Source organism: Luteibacter anthropi (genome assembly GCF_011759365.1).
Lineage (GTDB): Bacteria > Pseudomonadota > Gammaproteobacteria > Xanthomonadales > Rhodanobacteraceae > Luteibacter > Luteibacter anthropi.
In genome coordinates this window covers 135,262-151,761 of record NZ_JAARLZ010000004.1, presented here as the reverse complement: position 1 = coordinate 151,761, position 16,500 = coordinate 135,262, and the positions used below count along the sequence as shown (strand labels likewise).

The window sequence follows — 16,500 nt, the reverse complement described above, 5'->3', positions numbered from 1 at the left end:
GCATGGCGTCCGTGACGACGGACGCCGGCGATTTCGATGTCTCGCTGGGTTGCCTGCTCCGTCCTGCCGTGGGCGGACTGGCAACCCGGCTCGATACCGTCGCCGGCCTGACCGACCGCGAACGCGGCGTGATCCTCGGCGCCGTGGAGGAAACCCTGCATGCGGTGTTGCATGCGCGCCTTGCCCGCCTGCTTGTGCTCGAACTGCACGAAGCCCGCAAGGCGGGACGCCTGCACGCGGACACCAGCGAAGGACGCTGGAACGAATTCCTGGCGCTGTCGGCCACCCAGGCTTTCTGGGATGAACTGCGCCAGCACTACCCCACCCTCGCGGCGCGCACGAGCCGGCTCATCGAGCAACGCTGCGACGCCGCGCTGACCTTCGCGCTGCACTGGGCTGCCGACCGGCCCGCGCTGCATGCCTTGCTCGACGGTTGCCCTCCCGGTGAACTGTGGCAGCTCTCGTTCGGCGCCGGGGATAGCCATCGCGGTGGCAAGACGGTTGCTCTTTTGCACTGCGAAGGGGGGCGGCTCGTCTACAAGCCACGCCCCATGGCGATCGACGCCGCGCTTGCCGGCTTCCTCGCCCAGCTGCGCCCCGTGCATACCGAAACCATGGCCATGCGTCTGCCGCACTCCCTGGGATTCGAAGAACACGGCTGGAGCGCGCACGTCACCCATCGCCACGCGGAAAACGACGAAGAGCTGCATGAGTTCTATCGCGGCATCGGCCAGTGGCTGGCCGTCATGCGCCTGCTGGGCGGCACCGACCTGCACGCGGAGAACCTGATCGCGCACGGTGCGCACCCTTATGTCATCGACTGCGAGACGCTCTTCACCCCTCGACGTCCGCCCCGGCCATCCGGTTTCGGCGCGGCCGTGGATCGCGCGGCCCAGACGGTCGAAGGCACCGTGCTCAGCATCGGCATGCTGCCCGGGCGCGGCATGGGCCTGGGCTGGCGCGGCGTGGACATGTCTGCACTGGGCGCCTTGCCGGGTCAGCAGCCGATGCTTTCCCAGCTCGACCTCATCGATGCCGGCACCGACCGCGTGCGCATCGGCACGCGCATGGTCACGGTGGAAGCCGCTGCGCAGAATCACCCCTGCACCGAACCGGTACTGTCGCGTTTCTGGCCCGACGTGCTCGCGGGCTTCGACTCACTGACCGCCACCCTGCAAGCCCTCGATGCGGCTGGCGCATTGCGTCCCATCATGGGCAGCTTCGAATCCTGCCGCGTGCGCGTGGTGACGCGCGCCACCGAGGTATACGCCGAACTGGCGCGCATGCTCTGGCACCCCGTGTCGCTGCACGACGAAGCGAGTGCTCGCGAACGCGCACGTGCCCTGCTGGAGCGCATGGCCGGCAATGTCGCCACCGCGCCCGGCTCGGCCACCGTCATCGCGGCAGAAATCGACGAACTGCTGGAAGGCGACATCCCGCTGTTCGAAACCACGCCGGCTTATGGCCGCCTCGACGGTCCGCGCGGCACGCGCTGGGGCAAGGTCGGCAACCTGGTGGACGAGGCACTGCTGCACTGGCGGCATGCGGACTTCACCCTGGAGCGCAACATCATTCGCGCGGCCCTCGTCAGTGCCTATATCAACGAAGGCTGGGTTCCCGAGGAAACGTCCCTGTGGCCGGCACAACCGCGCCCGGGCGATCTGGACAGCCGTCGCCGACAGATCGCCGCCGACATCCTGCGCGGCATCGTCGCCAGCGCCATCCTCGGCGAAGACGGCAGCATCGCCTGGATTGCACCGGTCTTCGACCCGACCTTCGGCTGGGCGGTACGCCCGCTGGGCCACGACGTCTACGGCGGTATTGCGGGTATTGCCCTGCTGGTGGCCGGCTACCGCCGCGAGATGCAGGCCGGCCGCGCAGACCCTGTGCACGGTCTGGACGGGGTGCTGGCCGCGACACTGCGCACGATGGATCTCGCCGAGGCAAAGTGGGCCGCGCAACGCGAGGACGTCATCCGCATCCGGCCACCGCAACCCGGCGGCTACTTCGGTGTGGGCTCGCTGATCTGGGTGCGCCTGCGCCTGCATGCCTGGGGCATCGACGCCAATGGACTGGCTCATGCAATGGCCCTGGCGGATACGTTGCCGGATGCGGTGGCTGCCGACGACATGCCCGACGTACTGTCGGGGACGGCCGGGGCCATTCCTGCGCTACTCATGCTTTACCGCGCCAGCGGCGAAACACGGTTCCTTTCGATGGCCACGGAATTCGCCGGCATGCTGCGCGACAAGGCCACGCGCGAGCAAGGCCATGCATGGTGGCCGCACGCACAATGGCCCGATGGCATCGGCGGCTTTGCCCATGGCACCACTGGTATCGGCTGGGCGTTGCAGAAGCTCGCCGATGTATCCGGAGATACCGACATCGCGCAGCTGGCCGCCGAGGCCTTTGCCTTTGACGACGCACTGTATGACGAGACACTAGGGGGATGGAAAGACCTGCGCATGCTGCCCGACGCACCCACGGCGGCTGCGTGGTGTCACGGTGCCGTGGGCATCGGACTCTCACGACGCAACGAAACCGGCGATACATCGCTGCATCGCCTGCACTGTGCGGCACAGGCCACGTGGGCACGCGGACTCGGCTGGAATCATTCCACCTGCCACGGTGATGCATCGGCATGGGAGCTTCTGGATGCCGCCATCCGCCGTGGCGTAGGCCCTGAAAGCGTGAGTCGCGAATCGCTGCTGGCCGGATGGCTGACATCCATGGAAGACCACGGCCCCGTATGCGGCATCGTCCGCGATGCCTTCGCGCCGGGCTTAATGTCCGGTCTCGGCGGTATCGCATGGCAGCTCCTGCGCGCAGGCGAAGGGCACGAATTGCCAACCATCCTCACCATGGAAGACGACGTGTGAGCACGTCTGCCGACGATACCCGGTTGCACGCACCTTACTGGCGGATCGAAGGTGCGGCGCCGGGATCGCGCCATGGCGCCACCGCTACGCTGCAACGTCTGTCGATGGCCGTACGTCCCGTGCTCGCCATCCTGCGCAAGGCGGCGCCATGGACGGCCGCCGTCGTCCTTGCATCGCAGCTGGGCTCGGGCATCGCCACCGCCGGCTCACTGGTGATGGCCGCCGACGTGCTGCGCAAACTCATCGAAGGGCAGTTCGCCCTCGATCACATGGTGGCGCTACTGCCCACCATCGTCTTGCTGGCGGCGGTGCAGGCCCTGCGCGTAGGCCTTGATGCGGTCACCGCCCGCGCACGGGCAAGGCTCTCGCCGCGCGTACACCGGCTTGCCGAAGAACAACTGCTGGCCGCCGGGCTGGATGTGCAACTGGCCGCCTTCGACGACCCGGACTTCTACGACCAGCTCCATCGCGCGAAGGAGCGCGGCATCCTGCACCTGGAAACCGCCACGGCCTCGGTGGTGGACCTGCTTTCGTCGCTCGTCACCGTGGGAGGCGCCACGGTAGCGCTTGCCGTACTGCATCCCGTGCTGCCGTTGCTGATGCTGCTGGCCTTATGGCCGGAAGCATGGGCCACGCTGCGCGCTGCCAGCCTGCAATATGCCGCCATGGCGACGACGATTTCGCTCACACGACAGGCGCGCCTTATCGGCGATCTTGCGATGGAACGCGATGCGGCGGCGGAACTGCGCGTCACCCAGGCGCGCGATCACGTGGTGCACGAATTCGCGCAGGCGACGACCGCACTGGAGGATCACCTCGTGCGCCAGGGGCTGGCCGAGGCGCGAGCGGCCACCTGGGGGCATGTCTTTTCGGGACTTGGGCAATGGACAGCCTACATCGCGCTCGCTGCCATGCTTCACCTGGGCTGGATCGGTATTGCCGTCGCCGGCACGGCCGTGATGGCCATGCGCGGTGCGGCGATGTCCGTACAGCGGCTAGTCGTGGTGGCGCGCGAGCTTTTCGAGAAAGGGCTCTATATCAGCGACTACCAGACGTTTCTGGATACGGCGGTGCGCAGGCGCAACCGCTCTGCACAGGCGCAAGGCGAGGCACCCGCCACGCCGGGCGATATCGTGGTCGAGCAGGTTTCGTTTCGCTATGCCGGCGCGTCCAGCGATGCGCTGAGCAACGTCGACCTGCACATTTCACGTGGGCAGAGCATCGCGCTGGTAGGCGAAAACGGCTCGGGCAAGACGACGCTGGCAAAGCTCATCGCCGGCCTGTACGAGCCCGACACGGGTTGTGTCCGCTGGGATGGACTGGACCTTCGCGGGCTGTCCGAAACCTCGATTGCCGACCGCGTGGCGATGGTCTTGCAGGCCCCCCTGCGCTGGCCACGAAGTGCACGGGAAAACGTGCGTCTCGGCAGGCATACGCGTGAGGACACCCACGACGAAGGCCTGCTCGCCGCGGCGAGAGAAGCCGGTGCGGATGACGTGGTGGCGAGGTTGGAAAAAGGATGGGATACGTTGCTTTCGCGCCAGTTCCACGGTGGCCAGGAACTGTCGGGAGGCCAATGGCAACGCATGGCGATTGCGCGCGGCCTGTACCGTGATGCACGGCTGGTGATCTGGGACGAGCCGACGTCGTCGCTGGATGCGAAGGCGGAATTCGCGGTCTATGAATCGCTGCGCAGGATGGCCCGGGATCGCACCGTGGTGCTGATCACGCATCGGCTGGCGAGCATCCGGCATGCGGACAGGATCTGTTTCCTTGAGCGCGGACGCATCGTGGAAGAAGGTACGCACGATGCGCTGATGGCGCTCGGTGGCCGCTATGCCGGGATGTACACCTTGCAGGCAAGCCTGCTGTAGGAGCGCGCCTCGCGCGCGACCGGTTTTCACGAAAAACCCGGTCGCGCGCGAGGCGCGCTCCTACAGGTGCGTTAGCGCAGGATGGCCTTCGGATCCTGCTTGGCCTTCAGGGCCGTGCAGAGCAGGATCGACTCGCTCGTCTGTGCCAGGCCACGCTCGGCGCCTGTCACCTTCGCCGCGCGGGTCTTGAAGAACTCGCCCAGGCGATCGGCTTCGGCCTTCGAGCAGCCACCACCGCCGGCAAGGCCGGGCAGCTGGCCGCCGGCGAAGCTGCCGGTGCGCTCCACGATGCGGTCGTAGTTGGCCACGAACCACTTCCACAGGTCGTTGCGCGAGGCTTCGGTGCCGCGTGCACCACGCAGCACCATCGCCATCTCGCCCACCTTCACGTTCTTGCCGAGCGCAAAGTCACGCGCCTTGTTGGCAAGGGCGGGGTCCTTCGTATCGGCCAGGGCGCTCAGCATCGCGTTGCGCTTGGCCGGGTCGGAGGTCTTCGGGATTTCCGCGATGAGCGCATCGACCGCCGGTGCGCCATGTTCCTGCACGGCCACGGACAGCGCGTCGCCCAGAAGATCCGGATCGGCCGCGTCGAGGTCGAGGTGGCCGTCCTTCGTCTTCAGCGCGGCATCGCCCTGCTTGAGCAGTTCGGCACGCACTTCCGGCGCGGCGATCTGGTCGTCGCCAAGGAAGCCCGCAAGCGCCGTACGCGTGAGCGTATCGTTGTCCGGCTCGCCGGCCTTCTTGCGATAGCCCAGTTCCTTGAGCTTGGGCAGGTACGCATCGATGGCCCACTTGCGCAGGTGATCACGCTGCGCATCGTTGACGGCTTCGTTGTTGAGAATCCAGACAAAGGTCTGCAGCGGGGCGGTGAAGACCTCGCGGGTTTTCGATGCCGTCAGCGGCTTGTAGGCAGCGAGCACGTCGCCCGCGTCGAGGTCGCCATGCTGGAAGCCGGCGCGCACGGCATCGGCATAAGCCAGCTGCTCGGCATCGCTCAGCGTGCCCACCACCTTCGCCAGTGCGGCGAGGTCGGCCTTGCTCTGCGCGAAGCGGTAGTAGCCGCGGCCATCGGCGTTCGGCAGCACCCAGGCGTTCTTCGCGGCATCTTCAAGCACCATCGAACCGGTGGCCTTGTCGAAGAGCTCGCACTTGACCTTGTTGCCGCCACCGTTGGTGGCATAGCGCACGCACATGGGCACGCCCCACACGCGGCTGGTATCACCAGTGCTGCCCAGCGGCAGATAACGGCTCTGCGCCAGGTGCAGCACGGCCTTGCCGCCTTCGGTCTTCACCTCGGCGGTGACGTACGGCACGCCGGACTGGTCGAGGAAGCTGTTGAAGGCCTTCTTGAATGCATCGCCCTGGCCTGCGGCCTCGGCGATGGAATCGACGAGATCGTCTGCCGTGGCGTTGGCGAACTTGTGCTTCTGGATGTAGGCACGCATGCCCTTCTGGAACACCGGTTCGGAGACATAGCCTTCGAACATGCCGAGCACGGCGGCGCCCTTCTGGTAGGTGATGCCGTCGAATGCGGTCTCGATGTCGCCGTTGCCGGTGATCGGCTGACGGATCTTGCGCGAGCTGACCAGGCTGTCGCCATTCATCGCACCCTGCGCGCCACGCACGCGATCAAGATCGGCGCGGTATTCCGGATGCACCTTCTGCGTGACCTTCTGCTGCATCCACGTCGCGAAGGCTTCGTTGAGCCAGAGGTCGTCCCACCAGGCCATGGTGACGGTATCGCCGGTCCACTGGTGAGCCAGCTCATGGGCGTTCACGTTGAACGAGCCGCGCACGTACGACGCGGCGGAATCCGGATCGATCAGCAGCAGCCAATCGCGGAAGGTGACCAGGCCGGCATTTTCCATGGCGCCCGCGCTGAAGTCCGGTGCGGCCAGCAGGTCGAGCTTGTCGAACGGATAGCCGAAGCCGTAGTAGTCCTCGAGCGTGTGGATGATCGAGTTGGTTTCACCCAGCACGTGCTGCATGCGGTGGCCTTCGCCCTTGGCAGCGATGCCGCGCAGCGGCGTCGCCGTGGCGCGGTACTGCGTCGGCGAGATGTCCGGGCCCTTCACCACATCCCACGGACCCACCGCGAAGGCGACAAGGTAGGTGGGCAGCGGCTTGGTCGTGGAGAAGGTGAGCGTCTTCCAGCCGGCGCCGGCCTTCTCTTCCTTGATCTGCGCGGTGTTCGCCACGCCCTGGTCGTCGGAGGGAATGGTCAGGCTGATGTCGTACGGCGTCTTGAACGATGGCTCGTCGAAGCCAGGGAATGCGTAGCGCGCCGAGACGGGCTCCATCTGGGTCATCGCATAGGGGATACCCTCGTGCGAGACCTTGTAGAGGCCCTGGAGCTGCTTGTTGAGCGGTGCGGTGAAGTCGATGGCGAGGGTGATCTCACCATCCAGCTTCGCGCCCAGATCGACGCGGGCCACGCCTTCCTGCTCGGCGGCCACGGTGTACTTGCCCGCGTGCTTCTTGCCGGCGGCGTCGGTGACGGTAACCCGGGAGACCTTCAGGTCCTTACCATGCAGCCAGATGAAGTCCGACGGCTGGGTCAGCTTGACCTTGATCGTGCTGCTGCCGGCGTAGTCTTCCTGCTTCGGGTCCACCTTGAAGGTCAGGCGGTAGCTTTCGGGCTGGGCCCAGGTGGGCAGGTGGCCCAGCGGCGGGGCCTCCGTGCCGGCGGCCAGGGCGGCACCGCAGCTGGCGGCGAGCGCGGTCAGGAGTAGAGGGCGTACGAAACGACGCATGGCAGGAAGATCCCCATTTGGACGATCCCGCCATCGTGCGAACCGGGTGACCTTCGACACAGTGCCAGAAGGCACCCCTGGGGTGCGGCGGTGCGGCAGAAAGGGGGGCGTACGGGTGCGATTTACCGGTCGCATCCGGGCCGTCGAGGCGGTCGTTTCACCGGTCGCGCGCAAGGCGCGCTCCTACAAAAACCGCCCTGTAGGAGCGCGCCTCGCGCGCGACCGATCCGGAGCGGTGGTCTGTAGGAGCGCGCCTTGCGCGCGACCTGTCCGGAGCGGCGGTTTGCAGGACCGCGCCTCGCACGCGACCGGTTAAAACGGGGCGACGATCAACCCGCCGCGTCAGCCTGCTCAAGCACCACGGCCACGCCATGGATCACCGACGCGATGCGCACGGCGCTCTGGATCGCCTGCACCGGAATGCCACCGTCGCGCAGCACCTTGTCGTGCGAATCGATGCACATGCCGCAACCGTTCACGGCGGACACCGCCAGCGAGACCAGTTCGAAATCGTTCTTTGCATCGCCCTTGTAGGCACCGATGACGTTCATGCGCAGCTTGGCCGGGATGGACGCGTATTCCGGGTGCGAGACCAGGTGCTGGAAGCGGTAATAGATGTTGTTCATGCCCATGATCGCGGCCGAACCCTTGGCGGCGGTCACCTGTTCCGGCGTGGCGTTCTCTTCGGCAAACACCGCCAGCGCCTCGGTCAGCGGCTTGTAGCGGGCGGCGATGGCCGAACCCAGCGCGACCATGGCGATCTGCGCCTTGTTGAGGCCCGGGGCACCGGCTTCGCTCAACACGGAATCGAGGTTGAGCTTGAGGTCCTTGGCGTATTCGGGAAGCTTGCTGCGGAGTTCGGCGACGCTCATGGATGCACCTTCTTTATCGAATGGGACATGGGAAAGGGGCGCGGAATGGCTCGGAGCGCGGGCTCCGGTTCACGCGAGGGCATACGGGATGTAGCCAGAGGGTTGCAGGAGCGCGCTTGCGCGTCACCGGTGCCTGCGGCGACCTTGGTCGCGCGCAGGCGCGCTCCTGCAGGGTGCCCGCGCCGCGCGGGGGAGGGAGGGATGCGGCGCGGGACGTCGAGCGTCGAAGGATCAGGCGACCTTGAGGGTCTCTTCGCCGGCCTTCCAGTTGCATGCGCACAGTTCGTCGGTCTGCAGGGCGTCGAGGACGCGCAGCACTTCGTCCGGGTTACGGCCGACCGAACCGGCGGTGACGTAGGCGAACTGGATCTCGCCGTTCGGATCGACCAGGAAGGTCGCGCGCTGGGCAACGCCGTCGGCGGTCAGGATGCCGAGAGCGGTGGTCAGCTCCTTCTTGATGTCCGCCAGCATCGGGAACTTGAGGTCCTTCAGGTCGGCGTGGTCCATGCGCCAGGCGCGGTGGACGAACTCGGAGTCGGTCGACGCGGCCAGCACCTGGCAGTCACGGTCGGCGAACTGCTCGTTCAGGTCGCTGAAGCCCTTGATCTCGGTCGGGCACACGAAGGTGAAGTCCTTCGGGTAGAAGAACACGAGCTTCCACTTGCCCTCGTAGGACTTGTCGGAAATCGTGGTGAAGGCGTCTTCGATCTTGTTGGCCAGCGGGCCACCGTCGACGGCCAGCAGGTTGAATTCGGGGAACTTATCGCCAATGGTCAGCATTTTCGACTCTCCGTTGAGGGTTTGGGTGAACTCGTTGCGCGCTTGGTAACGCGACTGAAGCCCAAGGTTAGCGACCCCGCGCACATATCTCAAATCGATTGTAGGCATCAATGTGATAGGCTTTGGCTATCAAGAGCCCCTAGAGCCGCCGCATGAACCTTCGGGACCTCCAGTACCTCGTCGCCCTGGCCGAGTACCGCCATTTCGGCCGGGCCGCCGAAGCCAGCTTCGTCAGCCAGCCCACCCTTTCCACCCAGATCCGCAAGCTCGAAGACGAGCTGGGCGTGGCCCTGGTGGAACGCACGCCCCGCAAAGTCCTGCTCACGGAAACCGGCCGGGAAATCGCCCGCCGGGCACGGGGGGTGCTGTCGCAGATCGATGAGATCAAGTCGATCGCCCAGCGCACCCGCGACCCCGAATCGGGCACGATCCGCCTGGGCATCTTCCCCACCCTGGGACCCTACCTGCTGCCGCACGTGATCCCGCGCCTGCGCGAGCGCTTCCCCCGCCTGGAACTGCTGCTGCGCGAGGAAAAAACCGAACAGGTGCTGCACATGCTGCGCGAGGGCACCCTCGACGCCGGCATCCTTGCCCTGCCCGTCCATGACGACTCCCTGCACACCGAGTTCCTGTTCGAGGAACCCTTCGTCCTGGCCGTTCCCGGCGATCACGAACTGGCCGGTCGCCGCTGCATGCGCATGGACGAACTGGCCGAGCAGAACCTGTTGCTGCTGGAAGATGGGCACTGCCTGCGCGACCAGGCGCTGGAGGTCTGCCATCTGGCCGGTGCCGGCGAGAAGACGGGATTCCGCGCGACCAGCCTGGAAACGCTCAGGCAGATGGTCTCGGCCAACGTGGGCATCACGCTGCTACCCGCCCTGGCGGTGAAGGCACCGGTGGCGCAGTCGCCCAACGTCAGCCTCATCGAGTTCGCGGCCCCGGCACCCAGCCGGCGCATCGCCATGCTCTGGCGCAAGAGTTCAGCCATGACGCCGTTCTTCGAGGCCCTTGCGGCGGTGATCCGCGACATCCCCGAAGAGCTGTTCGCCACGGGCGACTGTCAACCATAAGTTTTTTCAACCGTTGCGTCGTCATCACTCCGACGGTTTCCGCCGAATGCGCTTCTGGCTCGCTCCACTGCTCCTGTTGTGCGCCCTGGCAGGCTACGCGTGCTGGTCGCACGGCGGAGCCGCGAGGGCACGGGGCGTGGTGGCCGCCGAGGCGCCAGCCCAGCACGACCTGGTGGATGCCAGCCCGGTCACGATGGGGCACTTCGTTCTACAGCCACGGGCCACGTTCGACATGGATGCCCGCCTGCTGTCCCGCGAGGATTACCAGCTCGACGAACTGGCGCCGATCTCGCCCACCGACTTCGCGCTGGGCTGGGGCCGCATGTCGGACAACTCGGTGCTGCATCACATCCGCATATCGCAGTCGAACCGGCTCTATTACTGGTATGCCAGCGAAAACCCGGTGATCTCCCGCGACGAGATCCTCAACTCCAGCGCCAACATGCACATGGTGCCCGCCAACGACGCCATCGCCGCCCGCCTGCGGGATATCCGCCCGGGCGACGTGGTGCATGTGAAAGGCATGCTGGTGGACGTGCGCCGCGACGATGGCTGGCGAGTTACCACCTCACTGGTCCGCAACGACGACGGTCCCGCAGGCTGCGAGATCGTCCTCGTGCAGGCGCTGGATCAGTAAACCACCAGGGAATGCAGGGGCGCGGGGCCTTCCCAGCGCTGGCGGCCCTTCAGGGCCTCCAGCTCGATCACCACGCTGGCACCGGCCACATGCGCGCCGAACTGCTCCACCAACCGGCGGCCGGCATCCAGCGTGCCGCCCGTGGCGAGCACGTCGTCCACGATGATGACCCGCTCGCCCGCCGACAGCGTGTGCTGGCCGATTTCCAGGCGGTCCTTGCCGTATTCCAGGCCGTAATCCACGCCGAACACCGGCGGCGGCAGCTTGCCCTTCTTGCGCAGCGCCACGAAGCCGGCGCCCAGCGCCCGCGCCATGGCGGCGCCGAAGATGAAGCCGCGCGACTCGATGCCGCAGACGGCGCCGATGCCCTGGCCCTGCCAGGGGGCGCAAAGCTGGTCGATGCACTGGTCGAACGCGGACGCGTCGGCCAGCAGGGGCGTGATGTCCTTGAACAGGACGCCTGGACACGGAAAGTCCGGCACGTCGCGGACGAGGTCGAAAATGGACGGCATGGGTAAATCCTGGGGAAAGGGAAAGCGGCTCAGGCGGGAAGAATAGCCGTGTCCAGGTCGTCGTCGGCTGCCAGGGCGGCACGCGACTCGGCCAGCTGGGCGTCGATGGCGCGAACGATCTCGTCGGCCTCCCCGGCCGCGGACTCGGGCACCATCACCGCGATGAAATCGCGGGCGGGCAGCTGTCCCACCGCCCCGGTGAGGAATTCACCGGCGATGAAGGCCGGGATACCGGCATGCTCGAGCGCATCCTTCACCAGATGGGCATCGATGAGGGTCTCGGCGTGATAGGCGGTGCGCATGGGCCCCAAGCTAACCCGGCCAGCCGGCGGGCAGCAAGCGCCAGCGGCGCAAGAAAGGTAAACTCGGACGTTTGCCGCGACCCCACTTCCGAGTCATTCGAGATGTCGACCGATACGCCCGTCCTGCAGCAGCACTTCATCCGCCAGATCGTCCGCGAGGACCTGGCCTCCGGCAAGCACACGAAGATCCACACGCGCTTCCCGCCGGAGCCGAACGGCTACCTGCACCTGGGCCACGCCAAGTCGATCTGCGTGAACTTCGGCCTGGCCAGCGAATCGGCCGGCACCTGCAACCTTCGCTTCGACGACACCAACCCGTCGAAGGAAGACGTCGAATACGTCGACGCCATCCAGCGCGACGTGAAGTGGCTGGGTTTCGAGTGGTCAGAGCTGCGTCACGCCTCGGATTACTTCGAGGTGTTCTACCGCTCGGCACAGAAGCTAATCCGCCTGGGCGTGGCCTATGTAGACGACCTCTCGGCCGAGGAAGTGCGCGAATACCGCGGCACGCTCACCGAACCGGGCCGCAACTCGCCCTACCGCGACCGCTCCATCGAGGAAAACCTCGATCTATTCCAGCGCATGCGCGCCGGTGAATTCGCCGACGGCAGCAAGACGCTGCGCGCGAAGATCGACATGGCCTCGGGCAACATCAACCTGCGCGATCCGGCGCTATACCGCGTGCGCAAGGTGCATCACCAGAACACCGGCGATGCATGGCCGATCTACCCGATGTACGACTTCGCGCATTCGCTGTCCGATGCACTCGAAGGCATCACGCACTCCCTGTGCACGCTGGAATTCGAAGACCACCGCCCGCTGTACGACTGGTGCGTGGACAAGGTCGATCTCGCCAACGATCCGGAGCTGTGGCAGCCGCTGGTCGATGCCGGCCTGCCCACCGCGCCGAGCAAGCCGCGCCAGATCGAATTCTCCCGCGGCAACCTCAACTACACGGTGATGAGCAAGCGCAAGCTCATCACGCTGGTCACCGAAAACCTCGTGGACGGCTGGGACGATCCCCGCATGCCCACCATCGCCGGCGTGCGCCGTCGCGGCTTCACGCCCGCGGGCATCCGCCTGTTCTGGGAACGCATCGGCGTCAGCAAGCAGAACAGCATCATCGACATGGGCGTGCTGGAAGGCTGCGTGCGCGAAGACCTCGATGGCAGCGCCCCGCGCCGCCTCGCCGTCATCGACCCGGTGAAGCTCGTCATCACCAACCTGGCCGACGATCATCGCGAAACGCTGGTCTTCCCGAACCATCCGAAGGACGAATCCTTCGGCACGCGCGAAGTGCCTTTCTCGCGCGAACTGTGGATCGAGCGCGAGGATTTCGCCGAGGTGCCGCCGAAGGGCTTCCATCGCCTGAAGCCCGAGGGCGAAGTGCGCCTGCGCGGCGTGGGTATCGTGCGTTGCGACGAAGTGGTGAAGAACGAAGCGGGCGATATCGTCGAGCTGCGTTGCTCGCTCGACCTCGATTCGCGCACCGGGCTGCCGGGTGCGGATCGCAAGGTGAAGGGCACGATCCACTGGGTCAGCGCCCGTGATGCCGTCCCTGCCGAAGTGCGCCTGTACGACCGCCTGTTCGACGTCACCGATCCGGACGACGACACCGACGGCAAGACCTACAAGGACCACCTCAACCCCGAATCGCGCCGTGTCGTGCGGGGCTACGTGGAACCGGCCGCCGCCCACGCCAGCCGCGAAGACCGCATGCAGTTCGAGCGCCTCGGCTATTTCGTGGCCGATATGCACGACCACACGGCCGACGCCCCCGTGTTCAATCGCGTGGTCACGCTGCGCGATTCGTGGGCAAAGCAGGCATAAGCACTGATAGATCATGGCCCTCTCCAGCGAGAGCGTGAACGTCTTCCTGACCGTCCTCGACCGCGGCTCCTTCTCGGCCGCCGCGCGAGCCCTGGGCAGGGTGCCATCGGCCGTGAGCATGACGATCTCCCAGCTGGAAACGGACCTGGGCGTGGCCTTGTTCGATCGCAGCGGCCGCGAACCCCAGCCCACCGATGCCGCCCGTGCGCTGGAACCCCGGGCCCGGCACATCGCCAGCCAGCTCCGGCAGATGGAGGCCGACGCGCTTTCCCTGCATCACGGCCTCGAACGCCGCCTGACCATCGCCGTGGTACCGGAACTGGTCTCGGCACCGTGGACCGATCCGCTGGCCGTGCTGGCCGGCGAGTTTCCCTCGCTGGAAGTGGACGTGACCTCGGCGCCGCAACGCGACGCGCTGCGGCTGCTGCACGAGGGTGAGGTAGACCTCGCCATTGCCTTCCAGCGGGAGCACCTGGACGAGCGCGAAGGCTTCGAGGTGGTGGACAGCGACACCATGGTCGCCGTGGTGGCGGCAGGTTTTCGTCCACCGGGCCAGCGGCGACGCCGGCTTCGCCTGGAAGACCTGCTGGACCTGCGCCAGATCGTCATGACCGGCCGCAGCGGCACCCACGTGGACTCCCGCCTCATCTTCTCGCGTAGTGTCTGGCACACCGACAACCCCTCCGCCACGCTGCGCCTGGTGCAGGCCGGGCTGGGTTGGGCCTTGCTGCCACGCGCACTGGCGCAGCCGCTGATCGAGGCCGGCGAGCTGTTTGCCATCGAGTTCGACAATACCGGCAACCAGCTGCACCTGCTGGTGGACATCGTGTGGTCCCGCGAACGCCCCTTGGGCCTTGCGGCGCGCCGGCTGATCGAGCTGATGAAGCATGCCGACCGCGGCAACGTCGGCGGCCGCACTACACGACCTTCGCCGCCCTGACCGCCAGCCAGAAGGCAGATACGGCCTTTCCCGCGAAGTGCGCTAGGCTTTCCCTCGTCGCCCCGCGCGGCACGGGACAGGGAATGGCGAATGCGTGACGTACCCGCTTCATGGCTGGAAAAAGTCTGGCGCCGCACGTCGCTCGTGCAGCGCCTGACCTGCGTCGCCCTGGTGCCCACGGCGATCAGCGCGATCCTGCTGGTCACCCTGCTTACCCGTCACCAGATGGACAGCCTGCGCGACATGGGCCGCTCCACCGCCGACGCCATCGCCCAGCAGGCCGCCTCGATATCCGGTGAGGCCCTGCGCGACGGCGAGCGACACGAACTGGGCCGCATCGCGCAGTCCATCGTGCAACTGCCCCAGGTCTCCCGCGTGCGGATCAGCGATGCGGATGGCGGCATGCTGGTGGATCGCGGCAACGGCTCCGTGGACGACGACGAAAGCCTTACCGTGTCACGCCAGGTGCTCGATCCGGAAGGCCATCGCGTGGTCGGCGCCGTGACGGTGGACGTGAGCGTCGAAGACGCCGTGGCGGCGCAACGGGCCAGCGTGCACAACGCCCTGCTCTGGCTGGGCATGAGTCTGCTGATCGCCGCCATGATCGGCTGGTCCACCGCCCGCTGGCTGAGCGCCCCGCTACGCAACCTCGCCATTGCCGTGCGCCAGCTCGGTCTGGGCGATCGCACCGTGGTGGTGCCCATCACCGACGACACCGAGATCGGCGACCTCCAGCGTGGTTTCAACGGCGCTGCGTCGAAGCTGCTCCACGCCCAGATCGGCATGGAACGCGAGATCGCCTATGCCACCGAGGAACTGGCACGAAAGAACGCCGCGCTGGAAGCGGCCAGCGTCGCCAAGGCACGTTTCCTTGCCGCCGCCTCGCACGACCTGCGCCAGCCGCTCTATGCGCTGACCCTGTTCTCGTCCGGGCTGGCCGTGGACGAATACGACCCGGTCAGGCTCAACCGCATCGCCCACATCCAGGAATGCGTCGAAGCGCTCGATCACCTCTTCAGCGAACTGCTGGACCTTTCCCGCCTCGAAACCGGTGCCATGCCAGCGGCACATCGCGACGTGCCGCTGGACGAGGTGTTCGAGGAAGTGAGCGTGAATTTCCGCATGGTGGCCGAACAGCACGACCTGCGCCTGGTCGTGCGCACCACCGACCTGTGGGTGCGCACCGATCGCACCATGCTGGCCCGCATCCTCAACAACCTCGTGAGCAATGCGCTGCGCTACACGCGTTGCGGCGGCGTTCTCGTCGGAGCCCGTCGCCGCCGGGACGGCACGGTGCGCGTGGATGTATGGGACACCGGCCCCGGCATCGCCCGGGAGCACCTCCAGCACATTTTCGACGAGTTCTATCGTGTGGAGAATGGCCCCGAAGCCGGTCGCAACGAAGGTCCCCGGCGTGGCCTGGGACTGGGCCTGTCCACCGTGCAGAAGCTGGGCGGCCTGCTCGGCACGCAAACCACCGTGCGCTCCAGGCCGGGGCGCGGCAGCGTGTTTTCCATCACGCTGCCCGAGACACAGCCAGGCGAAATCGAAACGCCGGCGCCGGTCGCCAGCGCGCCGGTCGTGCGGCAGGACATCACCGGCATGCGGGTGCTGGTGATCGACGACGAGCCGAGCATCCTCGCCGGTATCAGCTATCTGCTGGGCAGCTGGGGATGCGAAGTGATGACCGCAGAGGATGCACAGCAGGCCATGGAAGCCGTGCACCTGTGGATGCAGCCTCCGGACATCGTGATTTCCGACCTGCGCCTGCGCGAAGGCACGGGCCTGGACGTGATCGCCCTGCTCGATCGCTACTACCGTCGCCGCCCCGGCGATCCGCCGCCTTTCGCACGAGTGCTGATCACAGGCGAGACCCGCAGCGATTTCCTGCGAAACGTCGACCCGAGCACGACACCCGTGCTTTACAAGCCGGTTTCTCCCGACCGGCTTCACGATGTAATGGTTTCTGCCCTTTCTGTCCATCGGGCAGCCGTCTGAGCCGAATGGCCTGCTTGCCCGCGGACCGGGGGAAGGCTATGTTTCCCCGTACG

Annotated in this window: 12 protein-coding genes; 7 read left to right on the top strand and 5 right to left on the bottom strand. The window is 66.5% G+C overall.

The window, feature by feature from the left end:
* Positions 1-2 precede the first annotated feature (2 nt).
* Together HBF25_RS08715 and HBF25_RS22535 are read left to right on the top strand one after the other, a co-directional pair.
* On the top strand, positions 3-2,879 hold the full coding sequence (locus HBF25_RS08715; RefSeq protein WP_166947479.1) for a type 2 lanthipeptide synthetase LanM family protein: 2,877 nt from the start codon (positions 3-5) through the stop codon (positions 2,877-2,879).
* Entirely contained in the window at positions 2,810-4,753 is a 1,944-nt protein-coding gene (locus HBF25_RS22535) for an ABC transporter ATP-binding protein (protein WP_166947478.1), read from the top strand. The genes HBF25_RS08715 and HBF25_RS22535 overlap by 70 nt, the downstream gene beginning before the upstream one ends.
* Positions 4,754-4,824: 71 nt before the next feature.
* On the opposite strand, the gene HBF25_RS08705 is transcribed toward HBF25_RS22535, so the two are convergent.
* The 3 genes from HBF25_RS08705 to HBF25_RS08695 all read right to left on the bottom strand — a co-directional run bounded on the left by HBF25_RS08705 (position 4,825) and on the right by HBF25_RS08695 (position 9,158).
* On the bottom strand, positions 4,825-7,506 hold the full coding sequence (locus tag HBF25_RS08705; RefSeq protein WP_166947477.1) for a M1 family metallopeptidase: 2,682 nt from the start codon (positions 7,504-7,506) through the stop codon (positions 4,825-4,827).
* Between the two features lie 329 nt (positions 7,507-7,835).
* A complete protein-coding gene (locus HBF25_RS08700) occupies positions 7,836-8,378 on the bottom strand; it encodes a carboxymuconolactone decarboxylase family protein (protein WP_166947476.1) in 543 nt (180 codons plus the stop codon).
* A gap of 231 nt (positions 8,379-8,609) precedes the next feature.
* A complete protein-coding gene (locus HBF25_RS08695) occupies positions 8,610-9,158 on the bottom strand; it encodes a peroxiredoxin (RefSeq protein ID WP_166947475.1) in 549 nt (182 codons plus the stop codon).
* Positions 9,159-9,310: 152 nt separating this feature from the next.
* Between HBF25_RS08695 and oxyR the strand changes: the two genes are divergently transcribed.
* Together oxyR and HBF25_RS08685 are read left to right on the top strand one after the other, a co-directional pair.
* The gene (oxyR, locus tag HBF25_RS08690) at positions 9,311-10,228 is read left to right on the top strand and encodes a DNA-binding transcriptional regulator OxyR (RefSeq protein WP_166947474.1); all 918 of its coding nucleotides are present in this window, start codon (positions 9,311-9,313) and stop codon (positions 10,226-10,228) included.
* A 46-nt stretch (positions 10,229-10,274) separates the two neighbouring features.
* On the top strand, positions 10,275-10,865 hold the full coding sequence (locus HBF25_RS08685; RefSeq protein WP_166947473.1) for a hypothetical protein: 591 nt from the start codon (positions 10,275-10,277) through the stop codon (positions 10,863-10,865).
* On the opposite strand, the gene HBF25_RS08680 is transcribed toward HBF25_RS08685, so the two are convergent.
* Both HBF25_RS08680 and HBF25_RS08675 read right to left on the bottom strand, forming a co-directional pair.
* On the bottom strand, positions 10,859-11,377 hold the full coding sequence (locus tag HBF25_RS08680) for an adenine phosphoribosyltransferase (RefSeq protein WP_166947472.1): 519 nt from the start codon (positions 11,375-11,377) through the stop codon (positions 10,859-10,861). The two genes, HBF25_RS08685 and HBF25_RS08680, sit on opposite strands and share 7 nt — an antisense overlap.
* 29 nt (positions 11,378-11,406) lie before the next feature.
* Positions 11,407-11,679 (bottom strand): putative signal transducing protein, encoded by a 273-nt coding sequence (locus HBF25_RS08675; protein ID WP_166947471.1) that lies wholly within the window; start codon positions 11,677-11,679, stop codon positions 11,407-11,409.
* A gap of 102 nt (positions 11,680-11,781) precedes the next feature.
* On the opposite strand from HBF25_RS08675, the gene HBF25_RS08670 reads away from it, so the two are divergent.
* The 3 genes from HBF25_RS08670 to HBF25_RS08660 all read left to right on the top strand — a co-directional run bounded on the left by HBF25_RS08670 (position 11,782) and on the right by HBF25_RS08660 (position 16,447).
* The gene (locus tag HBF25_RS08670; RefSeq protein ID WP_166947470.1) at positions 11,782-13,509 is read left to right on the top strand and encodes a glutamine--tRNA ligase/YqeY domain fusion protein; all 1,728 of its coding nucleotides are present in this window, start codon (positions 11,782-11,784) and stop codon (positions 13,507-13,509) included.
* 13 nt (positions 13,510-13,522) lie between these two features.
* Positions 13,523-14,449, top strand: coding sequence for a LysR family transcriptional regulator (locus tag HBF25_RS08665; protein WP_166947469.1), 927 nt, complete (start codon positions 13,523-13,525; stop codon positions 14,447-14,449).
* A gap of 90 nt (positions 14,450-14,539) precedes the next feature.
* Positions 14,540-16,447, top strand: coding sequence for an ATP-binding response regulator (locus tag HBF25_RS08660; RefSeq protein WP_166947468.1), 1,908 nt, complete (start codon positions 14,540-14,542; stop codon positions 16,445-16,447).
* The last annotated feature ends 53 nt before the right edge of the window (positions 16,448-16,500 follow it).